Source organism: uncultured Microscilla sp. (genome assembly GCF_947493425.1).
Lineage (GTDB): Bacteria > Bacteroidota > Bacteroidia > Cytophagales > Microscillaceae > Microscilla.
Genome location: NZ_CANLRP010000154.1, coordinates 1 through 19,848 on the forward strand (window position 1 = coordinate 1; position 19,848 = coordinate 19,848).

General features: G+C 38.9%; 12 protein-coding genes. 8 read left to right on the forward strand and 4 right to left on the reverse strand.

What is annotated here, in order from left to right:
* The first annotated feature begins 325 nt into the window (after positions 1-325).
* The gene (locus Q0954_RS26445) at positions 326-760 is read left to right on the forward strand and encodes a lipocalin family protein (protein ID WP_299462266.1); all 435 of its coding nucleotides are present in this window, start codon (positions 326-328) and stop codon (positions 758-760) included.
* 177 nt (positions 761-937) lie between these two features.
* Positions 938-1,348 (forward strand): hypothetical protein, encoded by a 411-nt coding sequence (locus Q0954_RS26450; RefSeq protein ID WP_299462269.1) that lies wholly within the window; start codon positions 938-940, stop codon positions 1,346-1,348.
* Between the two features lie 110 nt (positions 1,349-1,458).
* Here Q0954_RS26450 and Q0954_RS26455 read toward each other — a convergent pair whose 3' ends face one another.
* The 3 genes from Q0954_RS26455 to Q0954_RS26465 all read right to left on the reverse strand — a co-directional run bounded on the left by Q0954_RS26455 (position 1,459) and on the right by Q0954_RS26465 (position 9,901).
* Positions 1,459-6,546 carry a DNA repair ATPase gene (locus Q0954_RS26455; RefSeq protein WP_299462271.1) on the reverse strand — a complete coding sequence of 1,696 codons (5,088 nt, stop codon included), beginning with the start codon at positions 6,544-6,546 and terminating at the stop codon, positions 1,459-1,461.
* Positions 6,547-6,687: 141 nt separating this feature from the next.
* The gene (locus Q0954_RS26460) at positions 6,688-9,075 is read right to left on the reverse strand and encodes a flotillin family protein (protein WP_299462274.1); all 2,388 of its coding nucleotides are present in this window, start codon (positions 9,073-9,075) and stop codon (positions 6,688-6,690) included.
* A 112-nt stretch (positions 9,076-9,187) separates the two neighbouring features.
* On the reverse strand, positions 9,188-9,901 hold the full coding sequence (locus Q0954_RS26465) for an OB-fold-containig protein (RefSeq protein ID WP_299462277.1): 714 nt from the start codon (positions 9,899-9,901) through the stop codon (positions 9,188-9,190).
* Between the two features lie 551 nt (positions 9,902-10,452).
* Here Q0954_RS26465 and Q0954_RS26470 point away from each other — a divergent pair.
* Positions 10,453-11,832 carry a dipeptidase gene (locus tag Q0954_RS26470; RefSeq protein ID WP_299462280.1) on the forward strand — a complete coding sequence of 460 codons (1,380 nt, stop codon included), beginning with the start codon at positions 10,453-10,455 and terminating at the stop codon, positions 11,830-11,832.
* A 97-nt stretch (positions 11,833-11,929) separates the two neighbouring features.
* Here Q0954_RS26470 and Q0954_RS26475 read toward each other — a convergent pair whose 3' ends face one another.
* Positions 11,930-12,232: an iron-sulfur cluster assembly accessory protein gene (locus tag Q0954_RS26475; RefSeq protein WP_299462282.1), complete on the reverse strand. Its 303-nt coding sequence runs from the start codon at positions 12,230-12,232 to the stop codon at positions 11,930-11,932.
* 565 nt (positions 12,233-12,797) lie between these two features.
* Here Q0954_RS26475 and Q0954_RS26480 point away from each other — a divergent pair.
* The 5 genes from Q0954_RS26480 (at position 12,798) to Q0954_RS26500 (ending at position 19,663) form a co-directional block, all read left to right on the forward strand.
* A complete protein-coding gene (locus tag Q0954_RS26480; RefSeq protein WP_299462284.1) occupies positions 12,798-13,340 on the forward strand; it encodes a hypothetical protein in 543 nt (180 codons plus the stop codon).
* A 175-nt stretch (positions 13,341-13,515) separates the two neighbouring features.
* A complete protein-coding gene (locus Q0954_RS26485; RefSeq protein WP_299462286.1) occupies positions 13,516-14,721 on the forward strand; it encodes a hypothetical protein in 1,206 nt (401 codons plus the stop codon).
* Positions 14,722-14,897: 176 nt separating this feature from the next.
* On the forward strand, positions 14,898-15,905 hold the full coding sequence (locus Q0954_RS26490; protein WP_299462289.1) for a hypothetical protein: 1,008 nt from the start codon (positions 14,898-14,900) through the stop codon (positions 15,903-15,905).
* 496 nt (positions 15,906-16,401) lie between these two features.
* Positions 16,402-17,286: a DNA-formamidopyrimidine glycosylase family protein gene (locus Q0954_RS26495; RefSeq protein WP_299462292.1), complete on the forward strand. Its 885-nt coding sequence runs from the start codon at positions 16,402-16,404 to the stop codon at positions 17,284-17,286.
* Positions 17,287-17,473: 187 nt separating this feature from the next.
* Positions 17,474-19,663: a 7TM diverse intracellular signaling domain-containing protein gene (locus tag Q0954_RS26500; protein ID WP_299462295.1), complete on the forward strand. Its 2,190-nt coding sequence runs from the start codon at positions 17,474-17,476 to the stop codon at positions 19,661-19,663.
* The last annotated feature ends 185 nt before the right edge of the window (positions 19,664-19,848 follow it).

The window sequence follows — 19,848 nt, forward strand, 5'->3', positions numbered from 1 at the left end:
TTGTTTCTCCAAATTCAAAATAACAATCCCTTTTTTTTTACCAATAATTGTTGCCATTAATTATGGCGAACATGTTGTCAATAAGAGTTTGTCTAAAAATCATTTGTTAGGTGTAAAATAGTCTTTTTTGCCATATTATTCAGTGCCATAAGGCGTGTTTTGAGCATTGTTTATGCCTAAAATACATTAGACCTCTTGCGAAAGTCCCTAAAAACCATTTTTGTTCAACACAAAAACAAGATAAAAAACACTTTCGCAAGAAGTCTATTTTCTTTTACCCCCCTAATTAACCTTTTAAACAAACCCGCATCAAATCTGAAAAATAATGAAATATCTTAATGGAATTTTAATGTTGGTTATGTTAGTTGCTTTTACAGCCTGTGGTGGCAGTAGTGACCCTAAAGCGACACTAACAAGTACTCCGTGGGCGTTGGATATAGATGCTGCCATGAAAGACATGCCTAAAGAGCAATTAGAAAAAATGCCTAAGGCAATGCTCGAAAAAATTACTGAAGGCTTAAAGAAGACTCGTTTTAACTTTAAAAAAGATGGTACCATGGAAATGACCGGTGGTCCTATGGGAAAATCTCTTACAGGCAGCTGGAAATTGAGTGACGATGGTAAAACATTGACAATGACTCAAGGCGAAGGTGGAGAAGCCATACAAAACAAAATAGTAGAGCTATCATCAAAGAAACTTGTTTTTGAAGCTGACAATAATGGCAAAAAAACCAAAGCAGTGTTGGTTCCTGCAAAGTAATAGGCGGATCATCAAAAATGACCAAGCTACAAAAATAATCAAGCCTTCTCTGACAAATCAGAGGAGGTTTTTTTATGCAAAAATAACCAGTTTAGTACAATAGCCTCCCTTGCCCTCCGTTTTGTCATGGTTTATAAAACCGTACTGTATTTTTTATTCACTTTTTAAATCATTTCAATGATGACATTCAATATTGAATTTGAGTCTCCCGACCGCATCGAGGGTAAAGAAGGGCGTAGCAAACTATTGGCTACTCAAAGCGAATTGTACCAAGTATTAAAGCGCCTAAAACAAGCCATCAAGACTCGGTATGAAGTAAAACCCGATCGTATGGATTTGCACATAGAAGTTACCAGACAACGTAATGATCCAGCGTTTAGAAAGAAAGCAGAAGAGGTTCACCAAACTACAATTGATTTGAGTGATGAAAGTAATTGGGGATTTTTGGGCAAAGCTTTTGTGCTTTGGACACCTGAAGTACTTGGCTATGGACGTACTCATATCACCATTGCTTTTTTTGGTAATTACCCAAAGCCTACGCTTGATGCTTTACAACAAATGATCACTTTGGTGGTTGACTCTCAGTAGAAAGGTATAGTTGGAACCGTGGAGGTTAGGGAGGTTCCATGCCTTATCAAAAAAAAAATTGTATTGCTGTACCATAAAGACATAGTAGAACAATACAATCAAATATTAACTTATTTATTTTTATCTTTTCTTTTTATCGCTTTTTCTGCTTTCTCAGCCTTTTCTTTTTGCTCAGAAAGTAAACGGTTCATTTGTAACGAGTCAAGTTTAATGCTTTTTTCGAGGGCATTACGAATTCCATCCAGGTTATCGTTAAACTCACCCATTTGCATTAATACCTGCCCCATCTGGTCATTGGCACCAAAACCACTCATTTTCATGTTTTTACGGAAGGTTTCCTTAATATCTTCCCACCTGGCCGCTTCTTCCTCGGACAATAACCCGTTTAACTCTTTAAATTTCAGCAAATTAGATTCTGCTCCTGAAGTCAATGTTTGGGCTTCATTTTCGTAATGTGACATAATCAAGGTTTGCAGTTCTTCATTGGTCATAATGGGTTGAATTTTTTCTGCAATTTTATTCATATTACGATAAGACCCTTGTAATTTAAAAGGTGGCTCAGTACGAAACTCATCTGCCTGGGCAGCCGAACGAATATATTCCAGGTTGTTTTTGAGTACATAATCACGCACTATTAGCAACTTTTTCAATACATTGATATACTCCGCCACTTCGTCAGACGAATAGTTGCCTTCCAAATCCATTCCTTCTTGATTGTCAGTTTCTGCCACACGTATCAAAGCATAGATATCTTTTTGACTGCGTGTGGCAAGCTTGTTTAGAATAGGACTTGAAGTAAGCGAGTTTTCTATATAACTCATCTCAAAAGCGGTGGCTGTTCCGCCAATAATATCACCCAAGTTATAAGTATCGGCACGGTTGGCAAGCATATCTGGTATTTGAAACTTGTCACCCGATTCAGTATACGGATTTCCTGCCATTACCACACACACTTTGCGCCCACGCATATCATAAGTTTTGGTTTTGCCTTTATATACGCCTTCTATTTTTCGCTGACCATCACACAATGAAATGAACTTTTGTAAAAACTCGGGGTTACAATGCTGAATATCATCTAAGTAAATCATTACATTGTCTCCCATCTCAAAGGCAAGGTTTAATTTGTTTACTTCTTCGCGGGCACTGGCATTGTTGGCTTCGGCAGGGTCGAGCGAAGTAACTTGGTGCCCAATGGCTGGTCCGTTAATTTTCATAAAAATAACTCCCAAACGATTGGCGATATACTCCATCAAGGTGGTTTTACCATAACCCGGTGGCGATATAAGCAACAGCATGCCCATTAAGTCAGTCCGTTTGTTTTCGCCCACTACCCCTATTTGCTTGGCCAGATTATCACCCACCAAGGGCAAATATACCTCATCAATAAGTTTGCTTCGAACAAAAGAGGATAAAACTCTGGGCTTAAACTCATTAAGTCGCAGCGTTTTCCTGAAGTTGTCAGTCAATTCCTTTTTCAAACGAATATACTCCAGGTAAAACGGTACGTTGTGTTGCTCAAAATAATTAAGCTTGAGCATAAAGTCATTATAATTAAGGTGGTAGGTCTTGTTTTCTATCACTCTATGATTACCCAACATACCATCTACATTGGTCACCACTGAGGTTTCTATAACCAAGGCTTGGTCATAAGACTCGTGAAAAAGCAAGGAAGCTGTTTCGTCGATGTACTCATCTATAAACTCTACTTCTTTGTTCAGCTTAGACTGGTGCACAAAAGCGTGTACCCAAGTTCTGATGAGTTCAAATTGCTCTAAAGGTACTTTAGACAGTTGTTTGAGCGAGTCTTTGTATATAGATAGGTTTTTATTACTACGCAATTGCTCTAAAAACCCATCATGAATCTGGGCTGCTTCTTTACTAATGATAAAAGCATCAGAAACAGTCAATTCATAAAACAAGTATTCTCCAGCAAGGTCAGCTATTTCTATATCAAAGAGGCTGGTCTCTTCCAAAAACTGACGTATTCCGCCACTAATGTCGTGGATCAGATCGCCAAATTCACGGGTATTAGGGAAAACCTGTAAAATAACCCCAATGCCTTTCAAACGATGGTTTAACAATTGTTTTTGGTCGCGATCAAGGTATTTTTGCCAATAATAAGCGGCACAAGCCCTGGCAATAGTAGGATAGCGTAATAATTGAATGTTTTGATTGAGTTTTACTAAAGCACCCAATATTTTAGCGGCATCCTGATCGTGCGTTCCCTTTACATACCCCTCGCTATAACGTGATGCCATAAATTTTTGCACCAACTCCAAAAGCCCAGCTTCTTCTAGCTGGTGCAGGTCGGCTATAGCAGGAACCACCACCTTTTCGCCTTCGTTAGCTTCACCTGTTTGCACCTCGTTAGAGGAAGAAGCATCGCTGGCTTCCTGATATATTTTATAAGCAAGGTACTCGGCTCGATATACTCTTTGGTTTTCTGACACCAACTCCTGACTCCAGGCTTCTTCGGTGGCAAGAAAAGCCTTGTTGTCTATCTTCTCAAAAAAATTGGTGCCCGTCAGGTGGTAATACATCCCATCTGCTTTTTGAATAATGGTGAGGTCAAGATTTTGTACATTGACCGAGAAATGATGGCGACCAAATTTGATAACATTTTCGCCCGACACAAACATTTCCTGACGGTCTTTGAGTTGACGGACTGCATCTTCTTTGATGGTTTTGAGTCTGCTTTGAATCTCATCAGCTTTTACTGAGTCTTCCAGCTCTACCAGTTTTTTGACAATGTCACGAGTTTTGTCAATCATCAAATCCGCCGCAAAATAACCATTGATTTCATTCACAGTTTCAAACCCCTTGATACGGTTTTGAATGCCTTTCAAGATACGGTCGGCGGAACTCTGCAAAGCAGTGGCTCTTTTGTTGCGGGCTTCTATCAAAGACAGCTTTTTTGCCTCAAAAGCACTGTATACCTCTTCGCGTTTTTCGGTCAGCTGGGCAATAAACTCATCAAACTCCACAAACTTCCCTTCAAGCTCTTCTAACTGTACCATCAGTTTGGTCAGGTATTCTTCTGCTTTCTCAGGAGTATCCGCTATATCCAAATAATTGATTACCCCTTGGTTGATCAACTTGATCTGCGCATTAAACTCGGCTATTGCTTCTACACTCATCAAGTCTTTGCGCTTGGTTTTTGCCGCAGATTTTACTTGATTTAAACGAGCATAAATGGTAGAAATATTGTCAATAATCTTAGTAGTTTGGGTAGAGTCCTCAATCTTCAGATTACTCACAATATCTATTAACATTTCCAGTTCTTTGCCTGCTTCGTCAATATTTTGCTCTATCTGAGTGATCTCCATCACCTTCGCCACCTTTTCTATCGCCTCGCTTTGCTCTTCTACTTTCTTTTTATAAAAGTCGAGGGCTGTTTCTTTGAGCAAATGTTTGACAGTCTTTTCTGAGACATGCAAGGTTCGTTCTTCCAGCAATTGTTCAAACTCTTCTACCAATGGCAAGTTTGTATAACGCAAGTCTTTGAGCGAGATAGTTTCTCCTCGCAAGCTTCTGAGTTCTGCCAGTAGTTTTACAAACTCGTCTATATCGCGAAAGCGGGCTTGCTTTACTTTGTCTTTGACTTCCTCTATTTTCCCCGATATTAAGTTGATTTGCTCCTCCGTGTTTTTCTTTACCCGCTGCACCTTTTCAAACTCATCGATGGCTCCTGATGCGGTATCACGGATAGCACTCACGGGCTCTTGCATTTCAAACGCTTCTGGATTGCTCAACCAATAATAAGTATCTAAAATATCGGTCGTACGCTTTACCAGTTCCATATAAAGCGTAGTATAAATGTCTTCTTTATGAATAAGGTTGAGCACCTGGGTTACTTCTGCCATTGCCCGCACAATGTCTTTGTTGCCTACCTTAAACAAAAAGTTTTCGGTAGATACTGGTGGAATATAGTCAGGGCCTACATAAGGGGTTTGCCATACTTGTATTACATGGCTTTTGCTTGGCTCTGAGGTTTCACGGAAGTAAATCATTTCTCCTTCTTCAAACAATGAATAACCATCGCAAACAATCGGGTTATCCACTTTTTGGGCAATGATGTTGTAAGAAAGTAATACATAAGATCCTTCTTGATCATTATGAAATACATATAAAAAGTCTTCCCCGTTGGGTGCCAGAATAGTCTTTTCGTACAGCAGGTTTTCTGATACATTCTCGAATACCTTCAGTTCACCTGATTGCAGATAATAACCATTAGAAAATATCAAGCCCTGGCTGTCTGGCAATAGTATGCAAGCCTCTTCTATTTTATCAATGCGTACCACCTGATTTAGTTTTTCATTGAAAACCAGGTAACGGTATTCGTTTTCGAGATAAGGGCGTATTTTAAGTAAAATAAGATTGCCCAAATCGGTATACAAAATTTCGGCATCGTCCAGGTTCTGATCTTTGTGCTCTACTTCTTCGGCGTAAATACCTTCTCCTGTTTCGGTATTATCTTCTACTTTAATTGTCAGGTCGCCTCCAATCGTTTCTACAAATACCCGATCTTCGATAGAGACATGTGGGTGCTGCCCAGTACGATGATAATCGGCACGGGTACGCTTCCAGTCAAACTGTTGCTGCGATGGATAAGTAAATTCGTGGGCACTGCGATCGTCTACATAAGCAATGGAGTCTTCGTTGATGATCCACTTAAATACTTTGATGTCTTTGCTTGATTTTCCGGTTTGAAAAACCATAAACAGCTTGCCTTGAATGATGGTAAAACGCATAAATACTGTATCACGGTAGTATTTATACATTTCGTCAAAACGCTCTTGAAAATGATTATCTGAAAAGAGCTTGTCTAAAGGCTCAGCATGAAAAGAGTGGTTTTTGTTATCGTACCTATATATACTGAACACATCTTTGAGCTCAGTTTTCGACTTCATTCTTATACTGACATTGTAACCAAAGATAAAGTAAGCCCCAATGGGTACTACATCGCGAGGAATACAATTATTTTCGGTAGTAATGCGGTTGGTTGCAATCAGGTCTTGCTCTATAGCTCCAAAGACTTCTTTGCGTGCTTCGTTGAGCTTATGGAGGCGGTCCTGCAGGTCACGTCCTTGGTTATCAAGTCGTTGCCGGATAATCTCATAGGCTCCCCCTTCAAGTTTGGTCTCTTGTTTATTTTCTTCCGGGTTGTCGTTAGTAAGGTTTTCTGCTGCGTCTGCCATAGTGTTTATTTACTTGGAAGTTATGCAGGCAACAAGCTTTTGGTGCGCATGTTGCCTTGATAAAGGTCTGAAAAACAAACAGTTTCAAACGGGGGGTTTGAAACTGTTTATCCAGAAGGTCGTATACCTTCCGTCATTTACTTACAAAAGTTTACTGGCGTTTTCATCTGCCAAACCTATTTTTTTAGCCATATCAAGCAAACTCTTTAGGGTTGTTTGAGTAGCCGTATTTTGGGTCATTCCAGACATTTTCAAGATCAAAGCCGAGATACTCAAATCTTTGATGTCTTTGGCACTGATTTTCATATCAGCGATGTAATCCCTCAATTTACCCAGTAGCGAGGCTCCTTCACCATTCAACAAAGCACCCTTTAATTCACTAATAGTTTGGCTACCATTTACAAACGTATCAATGGTTTTGCCACGACGAATTACATTCATAATGTTTTCATAGAACATTGTTTCACCACCCACAATATCAATTTTGCTATTTTTGAGGGCTTCTGCCATTGCCATTGCCTGTGCTTCGGCAATTGCTTTTTGTACTTCTACATTGGCAAGCTCTACTTTGGTATCTTTTTCAAGCTGTAAACGGAACTCTTCCCGCTCTCTACCTACCCCATCCATTTTCTGCATTGCATCGGCTTTTGCCGCAATCTTTTTGGCCTCTACCAATGCCTTGGCTTCCATTGCTTCGGCTTCGGCAAGTCCTTGTTTGCGAATAGATTCTGCCTTGGCTTCCGCCACTTGTGCCTCTACAAAGCCTTTGGTTTTTTCGGCTTCGGCTTGTGCTATCAATACATCGGCTTCGGTCAAGCCTTTCTTCTTTTGTGCTTCAGCCATCGCTTCTTCTACTTCGGCTTGCGCCAAACCTTTGGCTTTTTCAGACTCTGCTACTGCCAAGGCTTGTTTTTTATCGGCTTCGGCACGTATTTCTAAAATTTTGGCTTCGGCAATCCCTTTTTCTTCTAATACACGGGCTTCAATCTTCCCTTTTTCTTCCAGCAATCTTGCCTCAATGTTACTTTGCTCTTCAAATGCAGCATTTTCTGCGGCTTTTTGTGCTTCTATACCCTTGGCTTCCGCAATAGCCTTTTTCTCAATAATATTGGCTTCAGTAAACCCTTGATCTTCCAATGCTTTAGCTTTAGCCTCCATCACTCTAGCCTCGGCAAGTCCTAGCGATGCAGATTCTTCTGCCTGAGCATCTGCCATGAGCTTTTTAGATTCAGCATCTTGTTGGGTTACCTTAAATCGGGTTTGAGCTTCCAACTCGTCTTGTTGGGTTTTCAGTTCAGCGGCGCGTTTGGCAGCTTCAGCGGCTTTTATTTGCTCTACCAACGCTACTTCTGCTTCGTTTTCACGCTGTTTCATTGCCACTTGGTTGTTGCGCTCTACTTCGGCGTGGGCACGGGTATCTTTTATTTTTTCTTCTTCTTTTACTGTTTCTACCTCTACCTCTACCCGTTGCCTTATCAGTTCTTGGATTTCTTTTCGTTCTTTTTCTAATATTTTTTCTTTACCAATTTGTGCCTTTTCTACCTCTTCCAAACGTAGATTTTGAGCAAGTTCCTGCTGTTTTTTTACATCTTCTATTTCTTTTACCTCTTCTTTCTCTCTTCCCTTCACTGCGCGCATCTTTTGACGGGCATTCTCTTCTTCTACCAGTTGTTGTTCCAACTCGGTTTTCTTCTGCTGTTGCATATTATCCCTTGCCATTTCTTCGGCAACTTTTATGCGTTCTGCTTCTTCGCGGTCTTGTTTGGTCTTAATTTTGGTTTGTTGTTCGGCTTCTTTGATGGCTATTTGCTCCGCATAAAATAATTCTTTTTCGCGGGCATCGGCATGTTGTTGCCCTAAAACCGCTTTTTCTTCATTGCGAATCTTATCCGCAGCTTTTCTCTCACGGGCAGTTATTTCGGTAATCTTCTTGATGCCTTCAGCATCTAGTATATTGTTTTCATTTAGTGATTCGAGTGGGGTTTGCTCTAAGAAGTCAATAGAAGCGTTATCGAGGATATAACCATTCAGGTCTTTGCCAATCACTTCCAGCATTTGCGACTTAAATTCGTTTCTTTTGTCGTATAGGTCTACAAAGTTAAATCGCTTACCTACAGTTTTCAAGGCTTCCGAAAACTTAGGTTCAAACAGGTTTTGCAGCAAATCAACGTCTGAGGCGCGAGCGCAACCTATAGACTGGGCTACATTTTTCACATCCTTTTCGTCGTGGTTTACCCGAATAAAGAACACTACTTTGATATCAGCCCGGAGGTTGTCTTCACAAATCAACCCATCTTTACCTGTTCGGCTAATAGTGAAGCTTTTCAGTGAGATGTCCATAATTTCCAGTTGATGGAAAATTGGCACAACAATCATTCGGTTAAAGCTCACTTCAAGACCTTTACCGCCTGTTCTTACCAAGGCTTTTCCTTGAGTTACTTTTTTATTAAATTTAGCATACATTGCCAGTACACCAAAAATAATAAGAGCAACGCCTCCAGCAATTATTGCAATTAGTTCAACTCCCATATTACTAAGGTTTTCTGTGTTATTAGGTTAAAAATTATATTGAATAAATCACTTTTTTATGAAGTGTTAATAAAGTTTCAAATTAGGAAGTCATCTCGACTTTTAATTAGATTTAATGATCAAAAGGCTCTATCAAATATATCCCCTGCTCTTCGTCGTAGTGTACCACTAAAGCCTTGTCTCCACTTTTAAAGCTGTTGCCCTCGGTAGCTTTGGCTCTGATGGTTAATGGAGCCCCTTTTTCGCTTTCTATCTCGGCGTGCCCCATCATAGTGTCACTAATATCCATTGTAACCTCACAAAGTTTGCCTATCACGCTTTCATGTCCGCTAAATTCGTTTTCTTCATCTTTGAAAACTCCACGTAAAGGTTGGGTGGCAGCTTTGGCAATGAACATGCCTACTACAAGATTTAATGGAAATAAAATTAAAGAAAAAGCAGTCGATCCCATCCCCAGGTAGGGAGTAGCACCTTTGCCTAGGTAAGAATGTGCCATCATGGAGATAGCCCACATAGATAATATTGCCACACTCATGACAATCATAAAGGGCACTTTGCCAATATTGAAAAAACTTAAGGTAGTAAGAAACCAACCAGCCCCTCCTCCATTGACGCTTGTATCAGCATCAGCGTCTACATCAGCATCCACATCAGCGTCTACATCTACATCAACGTCTACATCCACATCGGCATCCACGTCAATGTCTAAGGAGTTGGTATCGAACACTCCAATAATGACAGTAAACCAATACAAAAACACAAACAACAATAAAGTTGTATAGACAATATTAAATCCAGAAAAAGCGGTATTTATCAATTCACTCATAAGATTGCGGGTATAGTTATCCAATATTACATAATTTTTACATTATGTAATTCAATTAAGGAGAAAAATAATGAAATCGTAATTGGAAACTATTCTTTTAATTTTTATATAAGGCGTGAGCCGATCACTTAGTTTTTAGTAAACTTATAATTCATAAGTTGAGCATGTTTACTTTATCTGCTAGGTAAAAGTTACATTATTTGATAATCTTTAATTTAGCTTTTTTGCAAGTACTTGTTTTTTCAGGATATATCTAAGACAAAAAATCATTTTGTAATGATGCTATTTAAGAAAAAACCTACAAATGTACTTTATGGTCGTTTCAGTTGATGTGACGATTCCTGGCACCATTTTACTACCTTAGATTCTTTTTAGTTCCACTCTGCTATCTATGTAAGTATAAGCCATACTACATAAACTCGCTGCACTTTTTTTACTCAAGAGACCTTTCAATCAGATTTTTCTGTTTCTTAACGAATTTCTTTTACTTTGTCTTCCCCTTCTTATACAGGTATTAAGAAGCAACGCATTTTTGAAAATTTTATATCTCAATGAAAGCATACATAGAAGAAAATAAGCAACGATTCTTAGACGAGTTGTTAGACCTTTTGCGTATTCCGTCGATAAGTGCTGACAGTCAGTATAAAGATGATGTGAACAAAACGGCTGACTTTGTAAAACAAAAACTGGAAGATGCCGGGGTAGACAATGTAGAAATTTGCCCTACTGCCGGGTACCCTATTGTATACGGTGAAAAAATAATTGACGCTAGTTTGCCTACCGTGTTGGTGTATGGGCACTATGATGTGCAGCCACCCGATCCTTTAGAACTTTGGGACTCTCCTGCCTTTGAGCCGATAATCAAAAAAACCAAGATTCATCCTGAGGGAGCTATTTTTGCCAGAGGTGCTTGTGACGATAAAGGGCAGATGTATATGCACGTAAAAGCATTTGAAACAATGCTTAAAAACGATGGGTTGCCCTGTAATGTCAAGTTTATGATAGAAGGTGAAGAAGAAATAGGCTCTGACAACTTGGGTATTTTTGTTGCCAACAATAAGGAAAAACTGAAAGCAGATATTATTCTCATTTCTGATACCAGCACCTACTCTATGGAGGTGCCTTCTATCACTACTGGGTTACGTGGTTTGAGTTATGTGGAGGTAGAAGTTACAGGACCTAACCGTGACCTACACTCAGGTACCTATGGCGGTGGTGTTGCCAACCCAATCAATACCTTGTGTACAATGATTGACTCGCTCAAAGATGATAATAACCATATTACCATTCCTGGATTTTACGACGATGTAGAGGAAGTAAGTGCAGATGAACGCGCTCAGATGGCGAAAATTCCATTCAGCGAGGTAGAGTATTGCGCCGACCTTGACATTGATGCGGTAGAAGGAGAAGCAGGATTTTCAACACTTGAACGCACATCTATTCGCCCTACGCTTGATGTAAATGGTATTTGGGGAGGTTATACAGGCGAAGGTGCCAAAACGGTGTTGCCTTCTAAAGCTTACGCCAAAATAAGCATGCGTTTGGTACCTAATCAGTCTTCTGAAAAAATCAGTAAATTATTTGAAGACCACTTCAAAGCCATTGCACCTAAAAGTGTAAGAGTAAAGGTAACTCCCCACCATGGAGGTGAACCAGCCGTCACTCCTACCGATTCGGTGGGTTACCAGGCAGCAAGCAAGGCTTTTGAAAAAATATGGAAAAAAACCCCTATCCCTAAACGTGAAGGAGGTAGTATTCCTATTGTAGCTTTGTTTGAAGAAGAGCTTGGGCTAAAAACAGTATTGTTAGGGTTTGGTTTAGACTCTGATAGCATTCACTCGCCTAATGAGCATTACGGCATTGTAAATTACTTTAAAGGAATAGAGACTATAGCTGAGTTTTATCAACAATATGTTGCTTTGGTAAAATAAATCAACTTACACCAAAGATGAGCTTTAAAACACTCGTTTTTGGTGTTTTTTATTATCCCTCGATAGTTTCATACAAAGTAAAAGCCTCTCTATACTTTTACCCTTTCGGGTTATTAAAAGTAAACCCCTGGTTGCCCTCATCATCGGTTTCATAGGCAAGCTCTAGCCCTATTACATACATCAGGTGTGCCTTGTCTATGTATACTGGTAAACCTTCCAGGGTATACTTGTGGTCTTGCTCGGTAGCAGTGTCAAAACCAAGTAAAAACTGCTGGCTTCCGGCACAGCCTTTTCCACGTATGCCTATGCGTAAGCCATATTTTTCGGGTATCTGTTTGCTGGCAATGATCTGGCGGGTGGCTTCCAGGGCTTCCGAGGTTACTGTTAATGGTAGCTTCATTTTTATTCTAAATAGTTTTAGCCTGGATCAATGATGATAAAAAAAACTCCACTGATCTTGTACACCTTAGTATAATGGGATATGTTTGCGAAAGTAAAATTACACCATGTATAGCAGTTTGCAACCCAATAGTAAAACTTTTGCAAACATCAATCAACTTAGTAAAACTACAAAAATAACCTAGTGCATTGGGGATTAAATAAATATATTATTTATTCGAGGGTATTTTGTTTGCTGACGCACTTCAAAAAGTGCGCATAGCCAAAGCTACGTAAGCTTTTTGAAGTAAAGTAAGCGGGCTAAAGACTCCGAATAATATGATAGGAATTTAGTTTCCAGTGCACTGGTCCACAAAACGACATCTCTGGCAGGGGTGCTTTTTCAAAAAATAATTCCATAGCTTCGGCTATGCAAAGATTTTTTTCATCGCCCACCCACCAGATATTTTGTTCTATTGGAATACTTTATTTTTTACATTTTACTCACAAAAATAGTAAAGATTAGAACAAGCTGGTGAATTGTACATGATTCATTGAGAGTTCTTTCAAATAAGTATTTAAAAAGTATGGATGCAGTAATCGAAATTATAAAAATTACCCTACCTGCCGGACTGGTATTGTACGGGATGTTTTTGGTCATTCGGTCGTTTGCCAATAAAGAACTGAACGAAAAATATGCAACAATTAAGGCAGAAGAACAAAAAAGGCTGGTAGAAAACCGAAAAGAATCGCTCCCCATCAGGCTTCAGTCCTATGAGCGTATTTGTTTATTACTAGAACGCATTTCACCTGGTAACCTCATCAGGCGTTTGCACCCTGGCGAGCTGGTAGTGGGTGCTTTCCAACAAGTATTGCTCAACGAAATCAACAACGAATTGAACCATAACCTCTCTCAGCAACTTTACATGTCTGACACTGCCTGGGGTATGGTCAAACAAGCAGTCCAAGAAAGCATTATGTTGGTAAACAACTCAGCTGCCATGCTCGAAGATGAAGCCCCAGGTATTGAACTTGCAAAAAAGGTGTTAGAAAATGCCCGCGAACACGAAATTAACCCTACAGCAGCTGCGATCGCCTATATAAAAGATGAAGCTCGCGGTTTGTTTTAGGAAAGTGAATAAAAAAACTGGACTTGATACGCTTATTCATCAATGCAAAAAAATCTGCCCTGGATCGTGTCTATCCGGGGTTTCTTTTTGCCTGTAAGACTGCCTCATCTCCTTTGCCCCTTTCCTTAAAAATTGTACCTTTACTTTACAACCCGTCCCTTAAGTTACAAACACTATGGAAGACAAACAGACATTTATTGCCCAGATGGAAAAGTTGATACAACTCAACCACATTGGCGAAGCTATAGAAGGCACTTTGGAGTTTTTGGATTTACGACCTGAAACTTACCTCCGAGATGCTGCAATGAAGCTTTCGGGAAGATGGGCAGTAATGAATGAAGCTATAGAAGACCAATTGGTAGATAAAGTAACTGAGGTAACTTATTTGAAGGAGATTAGGGAAGATCTTGAACAGCTAAAAAAACTCATTATTTATACTATACAAGAGGATCAAACAGCACTTGCTCAGCTCCCCCCACTGCCTAAGCTACTACCTCCCGATTTTAATCAACTGTTGTTTGATCATAGTTTGCGCCCGGCTTTTACTGAAAAAATAGCCAAGACTTTGTTTCTACAACATACTTCGGTCAATATATATGGCGAAGATGGTGCGGGCAAAAGCCGTTTGTTTACCGACTTGCTGAAAGCTTTACGCCTGATTAGCTTTGATAACTATCGTCCAGTTTTTATCGATTTTAAAAATCACGCCTATGCTTATGATGATATGCTGCTTGAACTACACAAACAGCTAGGTACTGGGAGTGAGGTTCCTACTGATTTTATGAGTTTTTTTGAGGATATAGAACAACAAAATCGTTGGTACCTGCTATTTTTTTATCATTTTGACGCCATTCTCGACAACCCGAAAATAGACACTGGGTTCAATGCTCACTTTTTTGATCAACTCAACGCCCTCAAAAACAAACGCAATGTTGGCTTGATTGTAACTACTCAGCAACCCCACCGTGGCTCTTATGTATTTGCCGAAGGAAAAGCTTACAGTAATTCATGGCTTAACTTAAAGATGGAAGCGATTCCGGCGCTTACCGACATGCAAGTAACTATAGAATTGGAAAAACGCTTAAGCAATGATTATTTTCAATGGCTACATCACCATCCTAATGAGCGTAAACAAATAGAACAAAAGATTAGAGAAACCCCTAACACTTATCAAATGTTGGTATTTTTGGCTGAGCAACTCAACGCCAAAGCTGACGAAGAAGTTAAGTTTGATGAAAGGCTCCATAAGTGGCAAAAAAAGTATGATGAGGCTAACAGCGAACAAAGAACCCCCGGAAAAACTCCTACAGAAAAGTCGGGCTTTCAACTACTCAAAAAATCGTTGTCACCTTTGATTAACCTTTTTAGAGGCAAAAAATAGAAACTGTATACTTGAAAACTTTGATTTTTTTAGACTAAATGTGCCAATAAACTGTTGTCATCAACGTTGTATTGTTTGGGAAATCACAGCAGTTTGAGTATATTGTGTAAGTGGTGTTCCTGTAAGGAATAATTAATTTTATTAAAAATCACACAGTTATCTAACCCAAGTCAAAAATGACGGATAATAGCAACAAAAAAAGTTTTTGGCAGAAGTATAAATATGTACTTCTTTTGACCCTCATCGTTCCTGTAGCATTGGTAATTATTCGCGCATTGCGCCCCGATAAAAAACAAGAGCCCAACCTCACCAGTCAAACTGACACAAGTAAAAACATATCTGACACCCCCAAACAAACAGATACTACCCAAGCCAATGTAATTGATAATCAGAATAATACACCTCAGGATTCTTTGGAAAGTAATAGCAAACAAAAGGCGATTGCCACTAAAGGTAATGTGGAGCAAAGCAAACATACTACCACCCAAAATACTCCTAGAAAACTAACTGCAAGTAACCCTTATATAGCCTATTACAAAAAACAAGCAGCCAAAAACAAAGCTATTCCATCAAATGTACACTTTTACTATCCCCCCAATAACAAAAATGTTCGCGCTACAAAAGGACGTATTTTAACTGCTCCTTCGCCAATAAAGCCTAAAAAAGTTAAAAAAACTTATAAAGTAGAAGTATTGCCTGAACCTGCCGCTCAAATATTATCTGACCAAGTAACCATTTATTCTGACATTGAGTTAGGCAAAACCTTGCTTGACCGTAAAGTAACCAAAGATGCTGATGGGTTGGTGAAGAAAATATACAAAACCCAAAAAGGCAAGGTAGGTGAGGTAGAAATGGAACTATGGATTTTGGCGCGCCACTGGCAACGTCAAGACGGGCGAATGATTAATAAGGTATATTGCACCAATGATGAGGGTAAGTTGGACTTACATAATCTGGCAGATGGTCGTTTGTATCTGGAACCATTACTGAGTGAGAAAAAGGCGCTTTTTGGTTCTCTACAGCAAATGCCTCAAAACAATAAAATTGAAATACTGGATACAGAAAAAAAGAAATTTAAAGCATACAATGATAATTATAACCAGTATACCTGGTTCAAAATCAAAGTAAAAGGTTATATCAAATGGAGCGGTGCACCTGTTACCCAAAAAGAGAGCAAAGACTAATAGCTGACCTACCCATCAAAAACTGCTACTTTTTGAATATTGATGATCAAGTACTTTTAGAAACTGCTTCAATAATCATCAATATTCAAATCTCAGTTAGCATAAGTTGTACTTTCAAAACCACTTAACTACTCATTATCAACTACTTGCCAATTACTATTTAGTAAAAAAAATAAATTAAATACCCCCTCCCTCTCCTATAGTTTCAGGCAAATCAAATCCGTATATTTAGGTATAGAAACAAGTAATAAGTAGCAGCAAGTAATTAGCTATAAGCTACAAGTAAGGTTAACTCACTCATAGCATGACTGTTACACCTACTCATTAAGTATATTTAATTCTGCCTCGGTAAGTAGCAGCAAGCAATTAGCTATAAGCTACAAGTAAATATAACTCTCTCATAATATGATAGTTATACTTGAATATTAGGTATATTTAATTTTGTCTTGGTACATACTTATTAGTCAATTATTTTCCCACTAAAAGAAATAACACTATGCCAGAACTACCTGATTTGCAAGTTTTCAGAAGTAACCTACAGAAGCGATTTGTTGGCAAAACTCTCCAGACATTTACCATTCACAACCCTAAGAAATTAAATACGTCAGAAGAAAAGTGTAAACAGGCTTTAGAAGGCCAATGGCTCAAATCTGTTAAACGACATGGTAAAGAGCTTTTTTTTGAATTTAATAACAAAGAAGTCATCGGTATACACTTGATGCTCAAAGGACAATTTGTAGAGCTTCCCCACCATCACACCACAAACCTTATTTTAGAGTTATACTTTGACGGAGGAAAGGGTTTGGCTATTACTGATTCTATGAGCCTTACTAGAATCACACTTAACCCTCCCTCCCCACAAGCCCCCGATGCACTAGACCTTGAGTTTAATATAAAGTACCTACTGAATGCACTCCGTAAAAACACTCAAGTACCTGTCAAGTCTTTTTTGATGGATCAAAAAATAGTGCGAGGAATAGGCAATGCGTATGTAGATGAAATTTTGTGGGAGGCAAAAATTTCGCCTTTTTCACACTGCGATCAAATTCCCGAATCGGCAGCAAGAGAGTTACACAGACACATAAGGCAAGTACTTAAAAACGGTGAAACTCAAATCAAAATCAGTCATCCAGACATTATTGCTGGAGAAATCAGAGATTTTATGAAAATACATCATCCTGATAAAACACACTCACCTACTGGTGCCGATATACTGATACAAAAACTTAACAAACGTAAAACTTATTATACCAAAGAGCAGGTAAATTATATAACAGAGCAAAGCTCAACAGTTGCCCAAAATGCTCAAAGAACAGGTAAAAAGTCAAAAGGGATAACCACAGCAAACAAACAATCTATTTTAGATGATTTGCCTTTTTGAGTAAGCCCCTACAGGCCACTCGGCACCCTTGCATATCACCTGTGTTTTTAGCTGACAGTACAACTACTGTCAGCTTTTTTTGTTAAATTACATTCCAGGTAAGTAAGCTTTATTCAAAATTAATTATCATCATTTTATATGTCCTATTTCAGCTTATAGCAGTGTTTTTGCAATTAATCTGGTATATATGACAGGCATTTATCAAACTATTCTCATACATACTTTGTGGTGGTTGAGCATGACTTGCAGCGCTCAGGTATCACGTACTTTTGTTGTTCACTCCGAACAAAACGCATTGCACCACCTAAATACTCACCTGAGTATTTATGAAGATACCAGCCGCCAGCTTAGCTTTAAGCAAATCACCCAACCTCATTACCAATCATTGTTTAAGCCATACAATACTCAGTTGGCTTCCCCACTTAAGCCTCAATATGTATATTGGGGTAAGCTTACCTTGCTCAACAAAGCAACCCAACAAAACCATTGGGTATTGCAAGCACCTGGACACAACAGTTCGGTAGAAGTGTATATCCCTCACGACAATGGGGCGGTACAAATAAAAAAAGCAGGGCAATTTGTGGCAGCTAATAACAAAGACATCAACGAGGCTACCTATTCGCTTATTTCGCTACATTTGCCTTACAACCAACCACAAACAGTGTATATCAGAATTGCTACCCTATACAAAGAAGTACCTACTTTTGACTTAAAGTTATACCATCCTGCATCTGTCAGCAACTACCGCGAATGGAAACGCTTTACACAAGGGCTGTTTCAGGGCTTTTTCTGGATTCTTATTTTGTATAACCTCCTCTTGTTTTTTACTACCCGCAATGCCCCTTATGGCTATTATTCGCTTTACTTGTTTTTTATTGCCCTCTATTCTTTGTACTTCCAGGGTTTTGTAAGAGAACACTTGTTGGGCTACTATACCCACTACAACTCTATTATATGGCTCTTGTCGGTCAATGGCACCTCAATAGCTTATTACTTATTTTTACGTTCTTTTCTGCATACGCCCCGTCTTATCCCTGCCACAGATGTTTGGATACGCTACTATATTGTTATCAGGTTGGGCGCTCTTTTTATTGAGCTGACGATTTATTATGGCTTACAAAATGCCGACTTAACCAACCTGGTAACCTTAATAATGGCAGGCATTGACGTACTATTTTCGCTGACAGTGCTTACTATTTTATACCGTACCAAAGACAAAGCTGCCCGATATTTTATTGGAGGAGGTTTGTTTTTATATACTACAGTTATATTACTTGTTTTTACACATGGGCATTCTAAACTACTATATGCCATCATTTATCAAGTAGGTACTACACTGGAAATATTGGTGTTTTCACTGGGTTTAGGCTATAAAACGCGCAAAACTGAACAAGAAAAACAAGAAGCTCAACAAGCCTTGATCGACCAATTACACGAAAAAGATGAGTTGCAACGTCAACATGCCGAAGAATTAGAAAGCAAAGTATTGGCACGTACCAATGAAGTCAGACAACAACAGGAAGAACTTTTGCAACAAACCGAACACCTGATAGAAGCAAACCTGGTAATAGAAGAAAAGAACAATAAAATAAGCGAAAGTATCAACGCAGCCAGCAATATTCAGGCAGCAATATTGCCAAGAATAGAGCGAATAAAGAAAAGTATCCCTGAGCTTTTTATCTTTTTTAGACCACTGGATATCGTAAGTGGAGACTTTTATTGGTTTGGAACCTATCAAGATAATTTACAAGGAGGGAATGTACAATCGCACTCTAAAAAAATAGTACTGGCAGCTGTTGACTGCACCGGACACGGCATTCCTGGTGCATTTATGTCTATTTTGGGAGATGCTTATCTAAATCACTTGGTAAATATTGAAAAAATAACTGCTCCAGATGTTATACTCAACCGATTGCATCAAGGCATAAGACATACCCTAAAGCAGGGTATTACGCTTAACCGAAATGGAATGGATGTGAGTTTGGTAGTGATTGACCCTGAACGTAAAACATTGGATTTTGCCGGAGCCAAAAATTCACTTTTGTATGTACAAAATGGTATCCTTACTGAAGTAAAGGGTGATAAACAGTCGGTAGGGGGTGAACAACGGGAAAAAAACCGGATTTTTAGTAGTCATACCATAGACATACAATCATCCACTATGATTTACTTATATTCTGATGGATACCAAGATCAGTTTGGAGGGGCAAATGACAAAAAGTTTATGAAAAAACACTTTCGTAAATTACTATTTAGCATACACCAAAAGCCCGCAGAAGAGCAACGAGATCATTTAGAAACCACCTTGAACAATTGGATGGGAAAAGGCGGGCAAATAGATGATATATTGGTACTGGGGGCAAGGTTAGAGTTTTAGTGATCCTGCAAAAATAAGTTGAGTCATTAAAGTGTATCTTTTGCCTCCTGATTTCTCTTAAAAAACATCACATAGCTTTGGCTATGTTCATTTTTTTAAGATCATCAGATTTGAAACCGTACACTTTTTATAGCAGATAAGTCTTGATTTTTTTGATAGTTTTACAGCATAAAAATAGCTGCTAA